At 72.9% G+C, this 16,795-nt stretch carries 16 protein-coding genes; 7 read left to right on the top strand and 9 right to left on the bottom strand.

Annotated elements, in window-relative coordinates; all coding sequences use genetic code 11:
- Positions 1 to 5: 5 nt before the first annotated feature.
- On the bottom strand, positions 6 to 1,175 hold the full coding sequence (gene sucC, locus LN652_RS18085; RefSeq protein ID WP_230441974.1) for an ADP-forming succinate--CoA ligase subunit beta: 1,170 nt from the start codon (positions 1,173 to 1,175) through the stop codon (positions 6 to 8).
- Between the two features lie 129 nt (positions 1,176 to 1,304).
- Here sucC and LN652_RS18080 point away from each other — a divergent pair, with 129 nt between their 5' ends.
- The 3 genes from LN652_RS18080 to LN652_RS18070 all read left to right on the top strand — a co-directional run bounded on the left by LN652_RS18080 (position 1,305) and on the right by LN652_RS18070 (position 4,077).
- On the top strand, positions 1,305 to 2,627 hold the full coding sequence (locus LN652_RS18080; protein WP_230441973.1) for a cryptochrome/photolyase family protein: 1,323 nt from the start codon (positions 1,305 to 1,307) through the stop codon (positions 2,625 to 2,627).
- 200 nt (positions 2,628 to 2,827) lie between these two features.
- A complete protein-coding gene (locus LN652_RS18075) occupies positions 2,828 to 3,601 on the top strand; it encodes a M23 family metallopeptidase (protein ID WP_230441972.1) in 774 nt (257 codons plus the stop codon).
- A gap of 338 nt (positions 3,602 to 3,939) precedes the next feature.
- Positions 3,940 to 4,077 (top strand): hypothetical protein, encoded by a 138-nt coding sequence (locus tag LN652_RS18070; protein ID WP_230441971.1) that lies wholly within the window; start codon positions 3,940 to 3,942, stop codon positions 4,075 to 4,077.
- Positions 4,078 to 4,171: 94 nt separating this feature from the next.
- On the opposite strand, the gene pcrA is transcribed toward LN652_RS18070, so the two are convergent.
- From pcrA to LN652_RS18040, 6 genes are all read right to left on the bottom strand, one after another.
- The gene (gene pcrA, locus LN652_RS18065) at positions 4,172 to 6,565 is read right to left on the bottom strand and encodes a DNA helicase PcrA (protein ID WP_230441970.1); all 2,394 of its coding nucleotides are present in this window, start codon (positions 6,563 to 6,565) and stop codon (positions 4,172 to 4,174) included.
- A gap of 81 nt (positions 6,566 to 6,646) precedes the next feature.
- Positions 6,647 to 7,000: a hypothetical protein gene (locus LN652_RS18060; protein ID WP_230441969.1), complete on the bottom strand. Its 354-nt coding sequence runs from the start codon at positions 6,998 to 7,000 to the stop codon at positions 6,647 to 6,649.
- A 35-nt stretch (positions 7,001 to 7,035) separates the two neighbouring features.
- Entirely contained in the window at positions 7,036 to 7,482 is a 447-nt protein-coding gene (locus LN652_RS18055) for a universal stress protein (protein ID WP_230441968.1), read from the bottom strand.
- Position 7,483: 1 nt separating this feature from the next.
- A complete protein-coding gene (locus LN652_RS18050; protein ID WP_230441967.1) occupies positions 7,484 to 8,914 on the bottom strand; it encodes an APC family permease in 1,431 nt (476 codons plus the stop codon).
- A 67-nt stretch (positions 8,915 to 8,981) separates the two neighbouring features.
- Positions 8,982 to 9,662: a LuxR C-terminal-related transcriptional regulator gene (locus tag LN652_RS18045; protein WP_230441966.1), complete on the bottom strand. Its 681-nt coding sequence runs from the start codon at positions 9,660 to 9,662 to the stop codon at positions 8,982 to 8,984.
- Positions 9,659 to 10,960 (bottom strand): ATP-binding protein, encoded by a 1,302-nt coding sequence (locus tag LN652_RS18040; protein WP_230441965.1) that lies wholly within the window; start codon positions 10,958 to 10,960, stop codon positions 9,659 to 9,661. Before LN652_RS18040 ends, LN652_RS18045 begins: the two co-directional genes overlap by 4 nt.
- 144 nt (positions 10,961 to 11,104) lie before the next feature.
- On the opposite strand from LN652_RS18040, the gene LN652_RS18035 reads away from it, so the two are divergent.
- Positions 11,105 to 12,364: a PspC domain-containing protein gene (locus LN652_RS18035; RefSeq protein ID WP_230441964.1), complete on the top strand. Its 1,260-nt coding sequence runs from the start codon at positions 11,105 to 11,107 to the stop codon at positions 12,362 to 12,364.
- Between the two features lie 11 nt (positions 12,365 to 12,375).
- Complete coding sequence (locus LN652_RS18030; RefSeq protein WP_230441963.1) at positions 12,376 to 12,687, top strand: hypothetical protein; 312 nt, start codon at positions 12,376 to 12,378, stop codon at positions 12,685 to 12,687.
- On the opposite strand, the gene LN652_RS18025 is transcribed toward LN652_RS18030, so the two are convergent.
- The gene (locus LN652_RS18025) at positions 12,676 to 14,367 is read right to left on the bottom strand and encodes an aminotransferase class V-fold PLP-dependent enzyme (protein ID WP_230441962.1); all 1,692 of its coding nucleotides are present in this window, start codon (positions 14,365 to 14,367) and stop codon (positions 12,676 to 12,678) included. The genes LN652_RS18030 and LN652_RS18025 overlap by 12 nt on opposite strands.
- A 35-nt stretch (positions 14,368 to 14,402) precedes the next feature.
- A complete protein-coding gene (locus tag LN652_RS18020; protein ID WP_230441961.1) occupies positions 14,403 to 15,407 on the bottom strand; it encodes a glycerophosphodiester phosphodiesterase family protein in 1,005 nt (334 codons plus the stop codon).
- 66 nt (positions 15,408 to 15,473) lie between these two features.
- On the opposite strand from LN652_RS18020, the gene LN652_RS18015 reads away from it, so the two are divergent.
- Positions 15,474 to 16,016 (top strand): YbaK/EbsC family protein, encoded by a 543-nt coding sequence (locus LN652_RS18015; protein ID WP_230441960.1) that lies wholly within the window; start codon positions 15,474 to 15,476, stop codon positions 16,014 to 16,016.
- A 50-nt stretch (positions 16,017 to 16,066) separates the two neighbouring features.
- Complete coding sequence (locus LN652_RS18010; RefSeq protein WP_230441959.1) at positions 16,067 to 16,735, top strand: alpha/beta hydrolase; 669 nt, start codon at positions 16,067 to 16,069, stop codon at positions 16,733 to 16,735.
- Positions 16,736 to 16,795: the final 60 nt, after the last annotated feature.

Below are 16,795 nucleotides of genomic sequence, written 5' to 3'. Positions count from 1 at the left end.
CTCTCTCAGGCCTGGTGGGCGAGCTCGGCGGCCTTGTCGGCCGCGCCGTCCATCGTGTCGACCTGGGTGACCAGCGGGTGGTTGAGCTCGTCGAGGATCGCGCGACCCTGCTCGACGTTGTTGCCGTCGAGGCGGACGACCAGCGGCTTGGTGGCCTCGTCGCCGAGGATCTCCAGCGCGCCCTTGATGCCGTTGGCGACCTCGTCGCAGGCGGTGATGCCGCCGAAGACGTTGACGAACACGCTCTTGACCTGCGCGTCGTTGAGGATCACGTCGAGGCCGTCGGCCATCACCTGGGCGTTGGCGCCGCCGCCGATGTCGAGGAAGTTGGCGGGCTTCACGCCGCCGTGCGCCTCACCGGCGTACGCGACCACGTCGAGGGTGCTCATCACGAGGCCCGCGCCGTTGCCGATGATGCCGACCTGGCCGTCGAGCTTGACGTAGTTGAGGCCCTTGTCCTTGGCCTTCGCCTCGAGCGGGTCGGCCTCCTCGCGGATCTCGAACTGCTCGTGCTCGGGGTGGCGCACCTCGGAGGCGTTGTCGTCGAGCGACACCTTGCCGTCGAGCGCCTCGAGCTTGTCGCCCTCGAGGCGGGCGAGCGGGTTGACCTCGACGAGGGTGGCGTCCTCCTCGACGTAGACCTTCCACAGCTTCTGGACCATCTCGATGGCCTGGTCGCGCAGCTCGGCGGGGAACTTCGCCTCGTCGACGATCGCGGCGGCCTTCTCGGGGGTCACGCCCTCGAGGGCGTCGATGCGGATCTGCTTCACGGCGTCGGGGTTGGTCTTGGCGACCTCCTCGATCTCCACGCCACCCTCGACCGACGCGATGCACAGGTGCGAGCGGTTCGAGCGGTCGAGCAGGAAGGAGAAGTAGTACTCCTCCACCGGCGGGGTGGCCGGGGTGACCAGGACGCGGTTGACGCGCAGGCCCTTGATCTCCATGCCGATGATGTCGCGGGCGTAGGACTCGGCCTCGTCGGCGGTCTTCGCGATCTTCACGCCGCCGGCCTTGCCGCGGCCGCCGGCCTTGACCTGCGCCTTGACGACGGTGACGCCGCCCATCTCCTCGGCGGCTGCGCGAGCGGCCTCGGGGGTCTCGGCGACCACGCCGAGCGTGGTGGCGACTCCATGCTTGGCGAAGAGCTCCTTCGCCTGAAATTCCATCAGGTCCACGAGGTGACCAGTCCTTTTCGTCTGCGGGCATGAGCAGGGGTATCCCCTCCGGCACACTAGACCTCCCCCACCGCCCCCGACGAGGTCGGGTGAGCGTGGTGGTGGTCACCCCCCGGCTACGTTGAGCGCATGGCTGAGCACGACTCCTCGGTGATGTGGTTCCGCCGCGACCTGCGGGTGCGCGACAACCCCGCGCTGCTCGCGGCGCTCGACGAGGGACCGGTCACGGGCTTGTTCGTCGTCGACCCGGCGCTGTGGGACGGGGCCGGACCGGCGCGCCGGGCGTGGCTGGCGGCCAACGTCCTCGACCTCGCCGAGCGGGTGCCGATCTCGCTGAAGTACGGGGACCCGCGCGAGGTCGTGCCGCGGGTGGCCGCCGGCCGGCGGGTCCACGTCTCCGCCGAGACCACGCCGTACGGCCGGCGCCGCGACGACGCCCTCGGCCAGGACGTCGAGCTGGTCGCCACCGGCTCCCCGTACGCCGTGGGCCCGGGCCGGGTGGTCAACGGGAGTGGCGGTCCCTACCAGGTGTTCACCGCCTTCGCGCGGGCCTGGCGCGAGCACGGCTGGCCCGAGCCGGCGCACACCCCGCGCTCCCCCGACATGGCGCCGGCCGACTCCCACCAGCGCGCGCTCGACGTCCTGCACCGCGCGGTCGAGGAGGCGCCGTTCGACCTGCCGGGTGCCGGCGAGGACGCGGCCTGGCGCCGCTGGCGGACCTTCCGCGACGGCGGGCTGTCGGACTACAGCAGCGAGCGGGACCGGCCCGACCACGACGGCACCTCGCGCCTCTCGCCGTACCTCCACCTCGGCGTGCTGCACCCGCGCTCGCTGCTCGCCGACCTCGACCCCGCCTCGACCTACGCCACCGAGCTGGCCTGGCGCGAGTTCTACGCCGACGTGCTGTGGCAGGAGCCCCGCTCGGCGTGGCACGACCTCAAGCCGGCGCTGGAGGGGATGCGCTACGACGAGCCGGAGGACGCGATCGAGGCCTGGCGCACCGGCACCACCGGCTTCCCCATCGTCGACGCGGGGATGCGGCAGCTGCGCGAGACCGGGTGGATGCACAACCGGGTCCGGATGATCACCGCCTCCTTCCTCACCAAGGACCTCCACGTGTGGTGGCCGGTCGGCGCACGCCACTTCCTCGACCTGCTCATCGACGGCGACGTCGCGTCGAACAACCACGGCTGGCAGTGGGTGGCCGGCACCGGCACGGACGCCTCGCCCTACTTCCGGGTGTTCAACCCGGTGACCCAGGGACTCAAGTTCGACCCGCAGGGCGACTACGTGCGCCGCTGGGTGCCCGAGCTCGACCACCTCCCCGGCAAGGCCGCCCACGAGCCGTGGAAGTCCGACACCGGCTACGAGCAGGACTACCCTCGCCGGATCGTCGACCACGCCGAGGAGCGCACCGAGGCCCTCGAGCGCTACCAGGCGGTGCGCCGCTGACGTCCGGCTTCCGGACGTAATCCACAGTTGCACCACGAATCGGTGCAAGGGTTGCGCTTTCCCGTGATCTTTCCGTTACAGTCGTGCGCGGTCTTGCCGACCCGACCCCCCTGACCCGGCAGATTGGTGACTCCTCCATGGGCAACCACCGAGCGGAGCGCGCTCCCAAGCGTCGCACCACCTCGGCTCCGGCTGCACCCGTGACCGGAAAGCGACGGGCCTCCACGCCCCCGCGCCGGTCCCCGCTGTCCAGCCTGCCGTCCCTCCCCCTAGTCGCAGGGGTCGCGGTCCTCGCGATCTCGGCCGGTGGCGCCGTCGCCGCCGGCGGCGCGGGCGCGACCCGGCTCACGGCCTCCGGATCCTCGGTCGACGCCGCGAGCGCGATCGGCGCGTCCGGCACGGCGCTGGCCCGCCGGGGCGAGGTCGCCAGCCGCGACCACACCCGCGACGCCGACGTCAGTGCGGAGGAGACCGACCCCGAGCTCGTCGCCCTGGCCGAGAAGCAGATGGCCGAGCGGGCCGCCAAGCTCGACGAGATGCGCAAGGCGGCCGAGGAGCAGGCGGCGAAGATCAAGGAGAACAAGTGGGTTCTCCCCCTCGCCAACTACCAGATCACCGCGACCTTCGGTCAGTACGGCCTCTGGGCCAGCTATCACACCGGCCTGGACTTCAACGGCAACTCGGGTGACCCGATCATGGCGGTCGCCAACGGCACCGTCACCTCCACCGGCTACGACGGCGCCTACGGCAACAAGACCGTCGTCACGCTCGACGACGGCACCGAGATCTGGTTCTGCCACCAGACCTCGATCTACGTCTCGGTCGGCGACCGGGTCAACGGCGGCGAGGTCATCGGCACCGTCGGCGCCACCGGCAACGTCACCGGCTCGCACCTCCACATCGAGGTCCGCCCCGGTGGCGGCGGTCCGGTCGACCCGTTCCAGGCGTTCGTCGAGCACGGCATCGTCCCCTGACCCTCCTCCGCTGACGGTCGGCCCGGCGGCGTACGCCGTACGCCTCCTCCGCACCCGAGCGGTGAGCCAGCCACCTTTTCCGCGCGCGGAACGTGGCTCACGCACCGCCCATCCGCGCGGCGCGCGGTGACCCGCCCGCCAGCGGTGAGCCAGCCACCTTCTCCGCGTTGGGACCGTGGCTCACGCACCGCCCATCCGCGCGGCGCGCGGTGACCCGCCCGCCAGCGGTGAGCCAGCCACCTTTTCCACGTTGGGAACGTGGCTCACGCACCGCTGCCCCCGGCGCGCGGTGACTCGCCCGCCAGCGGTGAGCCAGCCACCTTCTCCGCGTTGGGAACGTGGCTCACGCACCGCCCCGTCCCCAGCGCCGCGGGGACTCCCCGCAGGTACGCCGTACGTCCTGGCTCGCGGTCACCCCGGCCGCCGCCGACCATGACGTACGCCCGTCGGCGCCCGTCGGCGCCCGCGAGCGGTGAGCCACCCACCTTCTGCACGCGCGGAACGTGGCTCAGCCACCGCTGCCCCCGGCGTACGCCTCGTCCTCGCCCGAGCGGTGCGTGACGCGGGCCGCTAGAGCTTCTCGACCGGCGCGTAGCGCAGCAGCAGGCGCTTGACGCCCTCGGAGCCGAAGTCGATCGAGGCGACCGACTTCTCCGCGACCCCCTCGACCGCGACCACGGTGCCCATCCCGAACGAGTCGTGGACGACCCGGTCGCCGGGGGCCAGGCTCGGGATCTCCCGGGCCGGCTTGGCCTTGGCGGCCGCGTCGGCGCGCATCGCGGCCGACGTGAAGTTGCGGCGGCCGGCGTCGGTCGGGCTGCCCATCCGGACCGAGCCGCCGGTGTGGTCGGCGCGGCCCCAGCGGGTCTGCTCGGCGGCGGTGCGGCGCCAGTCGACGAGGTCGACGGGCAGCTCGTCGAGGAACCGGCTGGCCGGGTTGTGGGCCGGGGCGCCCCACGCGGAGCGGACCATCGCCCGCGAGACGTAGAGCCGCTGCTGCGCGCGGGTGAGCCCGACGTAGGCCAGGCGACGCTCCTCCTCCAGCTCGGGCTGGTCGCCCAGCGAGCGCTGGTGGGGGAAGATCCCGTCCTCGAGACCGGTCAGGAACACGACCGGGAACTCCAGGCCCTTCGCGGTGTGGAGGGTCATCAGCGTGACCACGCCCGAGTCGTCGCCGTCCGGGGCGTCGGGGATCTGGTCGGCGTCGGCGACCAGCGCCACCCGCTCGAGGAAGTCGCCCAGGCCCACCGCGACCGTGCCGGCCTCGATGTCCGCGGGGTCGGCGCTCGGGCCGGGCTGCGGGTCCTCGGCGAACTCGCGCGCGACGGCGACGAGCTCGGCGAGGTTCTCGACGCGGGTGCCGTCCTGCGGGTCGTCGCTGGCCTCGAGCTCGGTGAGGTAGCCCGACCGCTCGAGGACCGACTCGAGGATCACGTCGGGCCGCTCGTCGGCCGCGACCATCGACTGCAGCTCCTGGACCATCGCGACGAACGCCTCGATGTTGCGCAGCGAGCGGGTCGCGAGACCCGGCGCCTCGGCGGCGCGGGTCAGCGCCTCCCAGAAGGTGGTCCGGTCGCGGTCGGCCAGCGCGGCGATGCAGGCCTCGGCCCGGTCGCCGATGCCGCGCTTGGGGGTGTTGAGCACCCGGCGCAGCGAGATCTCGTCGGCGGTGTTGACCAGCATCCGCAGGTACGCCAGGGCGTCGCGGACCTCCTTGCGCTCGTAGAAGCGGACCCCGCCGACGACCTTGTAGGGCTGGCCGGTGCGGATGAACACCTCCTCGAAGACGCGCGACTGGGCGTTGGTGCGGTAGAAGACCGCGACGTCGGCGGGGCGTACGCCGTGGTCGTCGACGAGGGTGTCGATCTCCTGGCTCACGAACCTGGCCTCGTCGTGCTCGTCGTCGGAGACGTAGCCGACGATCCGCTCGCCGTCGCCCGCCTCGCTCCACAGCCGCTTGGGCTTGCGGCTGCGGTTGTTGCCGATGACGGAGTTGGCCGCGGTGAGGATGGTCTGGGTGGACCGGTAGTTCTGCTCGAGCAGGATCGTCGTGGCGTCGGGGAAGTCCTGCTCGAAGTCGAGGATGTTGCGGATGTCGGCGCCGCGGAAGGCGTAGATCGACTGGTCGGCGTCGCCGACGACCATCAGCTCGCTGGGCTCGACGCGCTCCCCCGCGACCTCGGTCTCCGGCTCCTCCATCGAGACGCCGCACAGCTGCTGGATCAGGCTGTACTGGGCGTGGTTGGTGTCCTGGTACTCGTCGACGAGGACGTGGCGGAACCGGCGGCGGTAGTTCTCGCGGACGTCGGGGAACGCCTGCAGCAGGTGGACCGTGGTCATGATCAGGTCGTCGAAGTCGAGCGCGTTGGCCTCGCGCAGGCGCCGCTGGTAGGCGGTGAACGCCTTGGCGTAGGCCTCCTCGAAGGAGTTGCGCGCCTCCTTGGCGGCGTCCTCGGCGTCGCGCAGCTCGTTCTTCTGGTCCGAGACCCAGTTGAGGACCGCGTTGGGCTGGTAGCGCTTGGGGTCGAGCTCGAGGTCGCGCAGCACCAGCGTCATCAGCCGCTTGGAGTCGGCGGCGTCGTAGATCGAGAAGTTCGACTTGAAGCCGAGCCGGTCGATCTCCTTGCGCAGGATGCGCACGCACGCGGAGTGGAAGGTGGAGACCCACATGATGCGGGCGCGCTTGCCGACGAGCTCCTCGACGCGCTCCTTCATCTCGGCCGCGGCCTTGTTGGTGAAGGTGATCGCCAGGATCGACCCGGGATGGGCCTTGCGCTCCTGGATGAGCCAGGCGATGCGGCGGGTGAGCACGCGGGTCTTGCCCGAGCCGGCTCCGGCCACGACGAGCAGCGGCGCGCCGGCATGGGTCACGGCGGCCCGCTGCGGGTCGTTGAGACCGTCGAGGAGGGGGTGGTCGCGGTGCTCGAAGAGGGCCTGGTCGGCCGGTGCGTCAGTGGGGCTCATGTCGCGTCCAGCCTATGCGCCGGGGACGACATCCGCCGCCTCGCGACCGCCGCCTGTGCAGGGGACCCGGGACGGGCCGGGTCAGGCGTGCGCGGGCGACCAGAACACGGCGATCGCGATGTTCGCCACGGTGAGCGCGAGGAGGCCGTAGTAGAGGCCCTGCGGGATGCTCGGCTTGCGGAGGTTGGCCATCACCAGGACCAGGATGACCAGGCCGATCGCGAACTTCACGCCGATCTTGGCGTGGTCGGGGCTGCCGAGGCCCTCGAGCACTCCGACGAGCAGCAGACCGGCCAGGAACGCGGTGCCCGCACCGTCGCGCATGAGGGAGTTGACGACCTTCGGCTCACTGCGCAGCTGCACCAGCAGGCCGCCGAGCAGGGCGGCGAAACCGAGGATGTGGACGAAGAGCAGCACCAGCCGCAGGGTCTCCATGGCGGACACCCTAGCGACCGGCGCGAGGCTCCCCGTCAGCGCTTCTTCTGCTTCGGCGCCGGCCGGACGACCAGCACCGGGCACGGCGCGTAGTGCTGCACGCGCTGGGCGGTGCTGCCGACCAGGACGCTGTCGCTCAGCCCGCGACCGCCCGCGGCCACCACCACCAGGCCGGCGTCGTACTGCTTGGCGGCCTTGATGATCTCGTTGGCCGCCGAGCCGCTGCGGATCCGCTTGTGGACCTTGGGGCCCCACCCGTCGAAGACCGCCGCGATCGCGTCGACGGCGCCCTGGGCGGCGTCGCGGAACGAGCCGTCCAGCTTGTTCTCCGACAGGTCGTCGGCGAACGCGACCGAGGCCAGCGGACGGATCACCGCGACCACCGAGACGTCGGTGATCTTGGCGGGGTCGGCGAACGACTTGAGCTGCTTGGCGGCTGCGAGCGACTGGCGCGAGCCGTCGGTGGCGACGACGACGTGCATGTCAGGCTCCCTTCACGGTCTCGTCGAGGTCGGGGGTGCGGGTCCCGGTGCCCTTGCTGCCGAAGAGCTTCTCGGCGACGAACAGGATCCCGCCGACGGCCAGCAGCCCGGCGCACCACCAGAGCGAGTGCGGGTCGTCGTAGACGGCGTAGTAGAGGATCGCGAGGTTGCCGAGCAGGCCCAGCACCAGCAGCGGGGTGTTGGCCCGGAAGGCGCGGTCGTCCTCGTCGTGCCCGCGCAGCTTGAGGCACGCCACGATGACCAGCGCGTAGATCGCGAGCAGGAAGACCACCGTCACGGTCGCGAGCCGGTTGACCAGGTCGAGCCCTCCCCCGGCCGCCGACACCGCGTAGCCGGTGACCAGCAGCGCCGCCACCACGAGGCCGCTGAAGAGCAGGCCGACCCACGGGCTGCGACGCACGGGGTGGATCCGGGCGAAGACGCCGGGGACGACGTCCTCGCGGGCCATGCCGTAGAGGATGCGCGGCTGCGTCACGAGCGTGACCAGCGTCGTGTTGGTGATCGCGACGAGCGCGATGATGGTGAAGAGCTTGGTCATGAAGTCGGTCGAGATCGGGAGGATGCCGGACTCGACCACCTGCAGCAGCGCGGGACCCAGGTCCTCGTCGGCGAGCTGGTCGGTCGGGACGGCGAGGGCGGCCGCCATCGAGACCAGGACGTAGACGATGCCGGCCACGACCATGCCGCCGACCATGGAGCGCGGGAAGGCCTTGTAGGGGTCGATCGTCTCCTCGGCGACGTTGGCGGTGTTCTCGAAGCCGGTCATCGCGAAGAACGACAGCGCGACGCCCGCGAGGACCGCCAGCGCCGGGTTGCCGGAGACGCTGATGTCACCGAGCGTGGAGAAGTCCGCCTGGCCCTCGGCGACGTGCCAGATGCCGATCACCATGATGATGACCAGGCCGCTGACCTCCACGAAGGTCATCAGCATGTTCATCACCACGGACTCGGTGATGCCGATGTAGTTGACCACCACGAGCAGCGCGACGAAGACCAGCGAGACCAGCAGGGCCGGCGGTGCGGACCAGAGCTCGGTGAAGTACGACGCGAAGCCGGTGGCGAGCGAGCCGGTCGCCGCGAAGCTCGCGGCGAGGAACGACACGGTCACCAAGAAGGTCAGGGCCTTGTTGCCGAACGCCTTCTGCACGTAGAGCGAGGAGCCCGCGGCACGGGGGTACTTCGTGACCAGCTCCGCGTAGGCCGCGCCGGTGATCGCAGCCACGGTGACGCCGGCGGCGAAGGCGATCCAGAAGGCACCTCCGACGGCCGCGGCGACCAGGCCGATGAGGACGTAGATGCCGGATCCCAGCACGTCGCCGAGGGTGTAGAAGAACAGCTGGCCCCCGGTGATGGACCGCTTGAGCTCGCTGTCGTCGTCGTCCAGGTCGGGCTTCGTCACCGTGTCTGCCATCCGTCGACCCCACCGGTTCGGGGCGGGCTTGTCAAACCTCGCTCACCCCGTCGGGGGTCGGTGGCGCTCAGAGCAGGCGGCGGTCGGAGGCCCACTTGGTGAGCTCGTGGCGGCTGGAGAGCTGCAGCTTGCGCAGCACCGACGACATGTGGGTCTCGACGGTCTTCACCGAGATGAAGAGCTCCTTCGCGACCTCCTTGTAGGCGTAGCCGCGGGCGATCAGCCGCATCACCTCGCGCTCGCGCTCGGTCAGCCGGTCGAGGTCCTCGTCGACGGCCGCGACGTCGATCGAGCCGGCGAAGGCGTCGAGCACGAAGCCGGCCAGCCGCGGCGAGAACACCGCGTCGCCGCCCGCGACGCGGGTGATCGCGTCGACCAGCTCGGGCCCGGTGATGGTCTTGGTGACATAGCCACGGGCACCGCCGCGGATGGTGCCGATGACGTCCTCGGCCGCGTCGGACACCGAGAGCGCGAGGTAGAGGGTGTCGTGCGACGGCTGGCGGCGCATCACCTCGACCCCTCCCCCGCCGGGCAGGTGCACGTCGAGCAGCACGACCTGCGGGCGCAGCCGGTGGACCACGTCGACCGCGGCGTCCGCGTCGGCGGCCTCGCCCACCACCTCGACCACGCCCGCCCCGCTCGCGGCGAGCTCGGCGCGCACGCCGGCCCGGAACATCGCGTGGTCGTCGACCAGCACGACGCGCACGGGTCCGGCAGGGCCGGTCGGGCCGGGGGTGGTCTCGGTCATCGGGTCTCCTGGTCGGTCGGGTGGGCGGAGCGGGGCATGTGCAGGCGGACCTCGGTGCCCTCGCCGGGGGCCGAGCGTACGTCCGCCCGCCCGCCGTGGCGCACCATCCGGTCGACGATGCTGCTGCGCACGCCCTGGCGGTCGGGGGCGACCGCGTCGGCGTCGAAGCCCGCGCCGCGGTCGCGGACGAACACGTCGACGGCGGTCGGGGTGGTCTCGGCGAAGACGTCGGCGCGCCGGGTGCCGGCGTGCTTGGCGACGTTGACGACCGCCTCGCGGGCCGCGAGCACGACCGGTCGCAACGCCTCGTCGAGGTCGCAGTCGCCGACGGTCACCACGTCGACCACGACGGGGTGCTGGGACTCCACGTCGGCCGCCATCTCCTTGAGCGCGCCGGCCAGGGTGGTGGCGTCGGCGGTGTCGGCCTCGAAGAGCCACTGGCGCAGGTCGCGCTCCTGCGAGCGGGCGAGCCGGGCCACGGTCGTCGCGTCGTGGGAGTTCTTCTGGATCAGGGCGAGCGTCTGCAGCACCGAGTCGTGCAGGTGGGCGGCCATGTCGGCGCGCTCCTGGGTGCGGACCCGCTCGGCGCGCTCGGCGCCGAGGTCGTCGACCAGGCGCACCACCCACGGCCCCACGACCAGCGCGAGGCCGAGCAGGCCGAGCAGGCCAGCGACCAGCACCGGCACGGCGAACCGGGCCTGCCCGGCGACGACGGCGAACACGATGAGCGCGGTCAGCACCAGGCCGAGGCCGGCGGCGATCCGGGTGTACGCCGCCCAGCCGCCGTTGCCGAAGACGGCGCGGAACGGGTCGATGCGGCCCGAGGAGTCGACCCAGCGCTCGCGCTGCGCCTCGTCGGCCTGGCGCCACAGCAGCGCGATGCCCGCGACGCCGAGCACCACCGGCCAGAACAGGACCCCCTGGCCGAAGATCCCCTCGAAGCCCAGCACCACGCCGAAGAACAGCGCGCCGAGCGCGACCGCCGGGCCGGCGTCGCGCAGCCGGGAGCGTCGGCCGGGGCGCTTGCCGGTGCGGGTCGCGCTCTCCAGCCCGGGCGCGCTCACCTCGAACGCCTGGCCCGAGGGCAGGAACATCCACAGGCCGGCGTAGAGCAGCAGCCCGAACCCGCCGAGGAGCGCGGTCGCGACGAAGAACGTGCGCACCCAGAGCACCGGGACGGCGAGGTGGACGGCCAGCCCCGCCGCGACCCCGCCCGCGATCGGGGAGGTGGTGTCGCGGTGGGCGCGGCGCGTCCCGCCGGGACGCTGTCCGGCTGCGCTCGTGGTGGTCTGGCTCATCGTGGCTCCATCGTGGCAGGCGCGAGGGGGCCGGACCATGAGGACTGACCCCGAGGCGCCCCTGAGCCGCCCCCGGGTCGGCGCGGGGCGGATCAGGGCTGTCCCCGATGGTGGGCGTTCGCGGGAGCGGCGAGAGTGGGTGACATGGACGAGACCACCGGCACCACCTCCACCGGCACCGGCACCGAGCCGCCGCCGGGCTCCGGCCCCCGGGTCACCCGCGACGACGTGCTGGACCTCGGGCGGCTGCGGCGCAGCGTGACCGACCGCCACGTCGCGGGCGTCGCCGGCGGCCTGGCCCGCCACCTCGACATCGACCCGATCATCGTGCGGGTCGTGCTGGTGGTGGCCGTCTTCTTCGGCGGCGCCGGCCTGCTCGCCTACGTCGGCGCGTGGATCCTCGTGCCCGAGGAGGGCACGTCCGACGAGCCGCTCGGCCTCGACCGGCGCAACCGGTCGATCGCGCTGGCCGCCGTGGGCGTGTTCGCCCTGCTGTGCGCGGTCGGCGAGTGGGCCGGTGCGTTCTGGTTCCCGTGGCCGCTGGCGGTGGTCGCCGCGCTGGTCGTGTGGTTCCTGCACCGCAAGCGCTCCGGCGAGCCGACGCGCGGCTACGGGGCCGCGGAGCCGCCGGCCCCGCCCTTCGCCACCGGCGAGGCACCCACCTACGACCCCACCTACGACCCCACCGACGCCTCCACCGACCCCGCCGCCGCGTGGACGCCGGCCGCCGGGCCGGTGGCCTACCAGGGCTGGGACGCGTCCTACGCCCGCCCGGCCCGGGCACCTCGGACCCCGCGCAACCCGCGCCGGCGCGGGCCGATCCTGTTCTTCTTCACGCTCGCGCTCATCGCGCTGGCCGAGGGCGTGCTCGGCGTCGTCGACCTGGCCGGGGTCGACGTCGTCGACAGCGCGTACCCGGCGCTCGCCCTCGCCCTGACGACCGTGATGCTCCTGGTCGGCTCCTTCTGGGGCCGCGCCGGCGGGCTGGTCCTGCTGGGCCTGGTCGCGGCGCTCGCGACGGCGGCCGCCTCGGTCGGCGAGGACGTGCGCGACACCCGCGTCGAGCACGCGCCGACGTCGGCGGCGGACGTCCGCGACAGCTATGACTTCGCCGGCGGCACCTTCACCCTCGACCTCTCGCAGGTGCGCGACGTCGACGGGCTCGACGGGCACGACATCGACATCACCGGGGTCGGCGGCCGGGTCGAGGTCGTCGTCCCCGATGGCATGGACGTGGACGTCGCCACCGGGGTCGTCGGCGGCTACAGCCGGGTCTTCGGCACCAGCAGCGACGGCTTCGACATCACCCAGGACGGCACGGTCGACGGCGGCGTCGGCGCCCCGGACCTGTCCATCACCATCGACCTGGTCGGCGGCGAGATCGTCGTCCGCGAAGCAGCCTGAGGAGCACGACGATGACCGAGCACGACGACCGCGACACCTACTCCACCTACGACACCTACGGCACCGACGTGTACGGCTACGACGAGCCGATGGTCGGCCCCCTCGACGCACCGGACCGGCCCTCGGGCTTCCACCCGGTCAACGTCGGCCAGCTCGTGATGGGCGTGGCCTTCGCCGGCCTGCTCGTCGTCTGGGCGCTGTTCCAGACAGACGTGGTCGACGGCAGCCAGCTGCGCTGGATGATGCCGGTCCCGTGGATCGCCGCGGGCGCGGCCGGTCTCGCCGCGACGGTGTGGCCGTCGCGGTCGCGCTCAGCCGAGTGAGCCCGCGGGCAGCGCGAACCAGCGCAGGGCGTCGAAGTCCTCACCGAGGTGCGCCGGGTCCGACCAGTCCGGCGGCGTCGCGGCGGCCATGATCGCCCGCCCCTCGTCGAGGTGCTCGCGGAGCACCTCGACGGGGGCCGTCGTCGTGTGGCTCGGCCAGGTCATCGTGCCGTCGGGGGCGTAGGAGACGTCGGTGAGGCGCAGCGGCGGCTCGACGGGTCCGGTGCGGTGGTGCCAGAGCCCCGTGAGCGGGTCGAAGCGGTAGTCGCCGAGCAGCCGCCAGCCGTCGCGGGCGACGAGGCGGACGGCCTCGACGACGTAGGAGAAGACCTCCTCGTCGACGAAGTAGTTGAAGTTCACCCGCACCCACCCGGGCTTGATGCCCTCGCACCCGGTGGCGATCTGGGCCTCGAACGCGTGGCTGCGGTCGAGGTCGATGTCGAGCAGCCGGTGGCCGTAGGGGCCGGCGCAGGAGCAGCCGCCCCGGGTCTGGATGCCGAAGAGGTCGTTGAGCAGGGCCACGACGAAGTTGTGGTGGAGATAGCTGCCGTCGGGCGCCTTCACCACGAAGGAGACGATCGAGAGCCGCTGGGAGTCGAGGTTGCCGAGGATCTGCAGCGTCGGCTCGGCCTGCCACGCCTCGACCGCGCGGCGCAGCAGCGTCTCCTCGTGGGCCTGGATCGTCTCGACGCCGACGGCCTGCTTGAGCTGGAACACCAGCCCGGCGCGGATCGACTCCACGATCGCCGGGGTGCCGCCCTCCTCGCGGTGGGCGGGGTCGTCGAGGTAGCGGTGCTCGGTGGGGTTGACGTACATGACCGTCCCGCCGCCGGGCACCACCGGCACCCGGTTGGTCATCAGCTCGCGCCGCACCACCAGCACGCCGGGCGTGCCGGGGCCGCCGATGAACTTGTGCGGGCTGATGAAGATCGCGTCCTTGTGGGAGCCCCCGGGGCCGTACATCTCGATGTCGACGTAGGGGGCGCAGGCGGCGAAGTCCCAGAAGCTGAGCGCGCCGTGCTCGTGCAGCAGGTCGGCGACGCCCTCGGTGTCGGTGACGATGCCGGTGACGTTGGACGCCGCCGAGAACGAGCCGATCTTCAGCGGCCGGTCGGCGTGCCGCTCGAGCTCCTCGCGCAGGTGGTCGAGGGAGACCCGGCCGTCGGCGTCCTCGTGGATGGTGACGACGTCGGCGATCGTCTCGCGCCAGCTGACCTCGTTGGAGTGGTGCTCGAAGGGGCCGATGAACACGACCGGGCGCTGGTCGGCGGGGATCGCGTCGGAGAGGTGGTACTGGTCGTCGAGGCCGGCCGGGACCCGCAGCCCGAGGATGCCGATCAGCTTGTCGATCGCGGCCGTGCTGCCGGCGCCGCAGAACACCACGACCGTCTCGTCGTCGCCGCCGACGGCGTCGCGGATGATGCGGCGCGCGTCCTCGCGCAGCCGCGTCGTCTGCAGGCCGGTGCCGCTGGCCTCGGTGTGGGTGTTGGCGTAGGCCGGCAGCACCTCGTGGCGGATGAAGTCCTCGACGAAGGTGAGGCTGCGCCCGGACGCGGTGTAGTCGGCGTAGGTCACCCGGCGCGGCCCGTAGGGACCCTCCATGACCTGGTCGTCACCGATCACGGACGCGCGGATGCGCTGCAGGAGGGCCTTCGATGCGTCGGTGCACACGTGCGTCACGCAGGTGAGCGTACGCCGGTGGCAGGCCCTCCCTGTCACCCCAGCGCCACGACCTCGCGCCGGGCCGAGAGCGCCTGCTCGGGGTGGTCGGTGATCACGCCGTCGACGCCCGCGTCGAGCAGCGCCCGGACCGCGGCGGTGAGGTCGCCGAGGCCGTCCGGGGCGTCGCCGCGGCGCAGGTGGCGCGGCAGGAAGCGGTTCTCCCCGCGCAGGGTCCAGACGTGGACGGTGAGCCCGCGGCAGTGGGCGTCGCGCACGAGCGGGGAGGGTGCGCCGGTGGCGTCGGTCGGGTCGCGCGGGAGCACCATCGAGGTGTGCGGTCCGATGCCGTCGGCGTACTCGTCGATCCGGTCGAGGGCCTCCGGCGTGACCGGGTCACCGGGCTCGAGCAGCTGCACCAGCGGGAGCCGGGTCCGTCCCGCGAGCCGGCGCAGGATGCCGGCCTCGAAGGACATCAGCGTCACCCGCGCCCACGGGTGGTCGAGGCCGTGGCGGGCGAGCTCGCGCAGCAGCGGCTCGTCGAGCGGCAGGCCCGCCCGGTCGTGGTGGTCGGCGTGCTTGAGCTCGAGCAGCACCCCGACCGGACGGCCGCGCCGCAGCGACTCGGCCGCCACCATGGCGAGCACCTCGGTCAGCGTCGGCACGCCCTCCGCGCCGTCGTAGGCCGTGTTGGCCGGACGGGTGCGGGGCATCCGCTCCCGGGCCGCCAGGGTCTTCAGCTCGGCGAGCGTCAGGTCCTGGGCGAACCAGCCCCGCTGGGCCACCCCGTCGACGGTGCGGGTGCGGCGCAGGTGGGCGAGCCCCGCACGCGACGCCACGTCGGTCGTCGTGCTGAGCTCGAGGTCGTGCCGGGCGACGAGCACCCCGTCCCGGGTGGAGACGAGGTCGAGCTCGATGTCGTCGACGCCCATCCGGATCGCGGTCCGGTAGGCGTCGAGGGTGTGCTCGGGACGGTGCCCGCTGGCGCCGCGGTGCGCGACCACGGCAGGCGTGAGGACCAACGACGGGGCCATCTGGAGCGCCTCGCGGGTCACCGTCATGGCAGCAGCCTGACCGGCCGACGGGACCGGACGGTGACGCCTGGGTGAATGCCGCATGATGGCCGCGTGACGCTCCCGAGCCTGCCCACCCTGGAGTCCCTGCCCGCGACCGGGCACCCCGACCTGGTCGCCCCGCCGGTCGCGGCGGCGCTCGCGTCCTGGCCGGGCGCCGCGGAGGTCGCGGTCGTGGCGATCGACCCCGACCTCGCGGACACCGCGGCGATGAGCGAGGCGTACGACGTCCCGATGAGCGCCGGCGGCAACTGCGTCGTCGTCTCCGGCACGCGCGGCGGCGACGAGCGGGTCGCGGCCTGCGTGGTCCGCGCCGACACCCGGGCCGACGTCAACACGCTCGTGCGCAGGCTCCTCGACGTGCGGAAGTGCTCCTTCCTGCCGATGGACCGCGCGGTGGCCGACTCGGGCATGGAGCACGGCGGCATCACCCCGCTCGGGCTGCCGTCCGGTTGGCGGGTGCTGGTCCACGACGCGCTCCTCGACGAGCCGCTCGTCGTCCTCGGGAGCGGGGTGCGCCGCTCGAAGCTGCTGGTCCCCGGCCGGCTGCTCGCCGACCTGCCCGGCGCCGAGGTCGTGGCCGGGCTCGGGCGCTGACGGTGCCGACCGGGGATGGGACGGCCCGGCGGGGGTACGGGCCGGACGCCATGACCGGTCCCCGCCTGATCCCCGTCCGCACGCCGTCGCGTCCCGAGGGCGTGGTCCTGGTGCTGCACGGTGGTGCCGCCCGGGGCGACGACGCGACGGTCAGCCCGACGCAGCTGTCGGTGCTGCGGATGGTGCCGGTGGCCCGGCGGGTCGCCCGGGCCGGTGGCCGGCGCCTGGCGGTGCACCGGCTGCTCAACTCCCACCGCGGCTGGGACTCCCGGACGACCCCGGTGATGGACGTGGCGTGGGCGCTGGAGCGGGTCCTCGAGCTGCACGGCGACCTACCGGTGGCCCTCGTCGGGCACTCGCTGGGAGGGCGGGCGGCGCTGCTCGCCGCCGGCGACCCGGCCGTGCGCTCCGTGGTCGCGCTCAACCCCTGGCTGCGTCCTGACGACCGGCTGCGGACCGAGGCCAGGGTGCTGGTCGTGCACGGGACCGACGACCGGATCGCGCGTCCCGCGGCGTCGCTCGACCTCGTCGCCCGTGCCCGGCCGTCGGTGGACGTGAGCCGGGTCGAGGTCGTCGGCGGGCGGCACGCGATGCTGCGCCGGGGCCGTACGTTCGAGTCGCTCGCCGCCGACTTCGTCACCGCGACCCTGCTCGGGTCGAGCCCCCGCTCGGATGCGGTGGCGGCGGTGCTCGCAGGCGAGCGGTCCGTCCAGGTCTGAGGGAGCGCGTCCCTCTGGCCCGAGGCCTGCCGTCGAAAACCGGTCGAGGAGCGGGTCGGC

The organism is Nocardioides okcheonensis, from assembly GCF_020991065.1.
GTDB lineage: Bacteria > Actinomycetota > Actinomycetes > Propionibacteriales > Nocardioidaceae > Nocardioides > Nocardioides okcheonensis.
The sequence above is the reverse complement of the archived record's forward strand: the minus strand, read 5'-3'. Positions and strand labels throughout refer to the sequence as shown.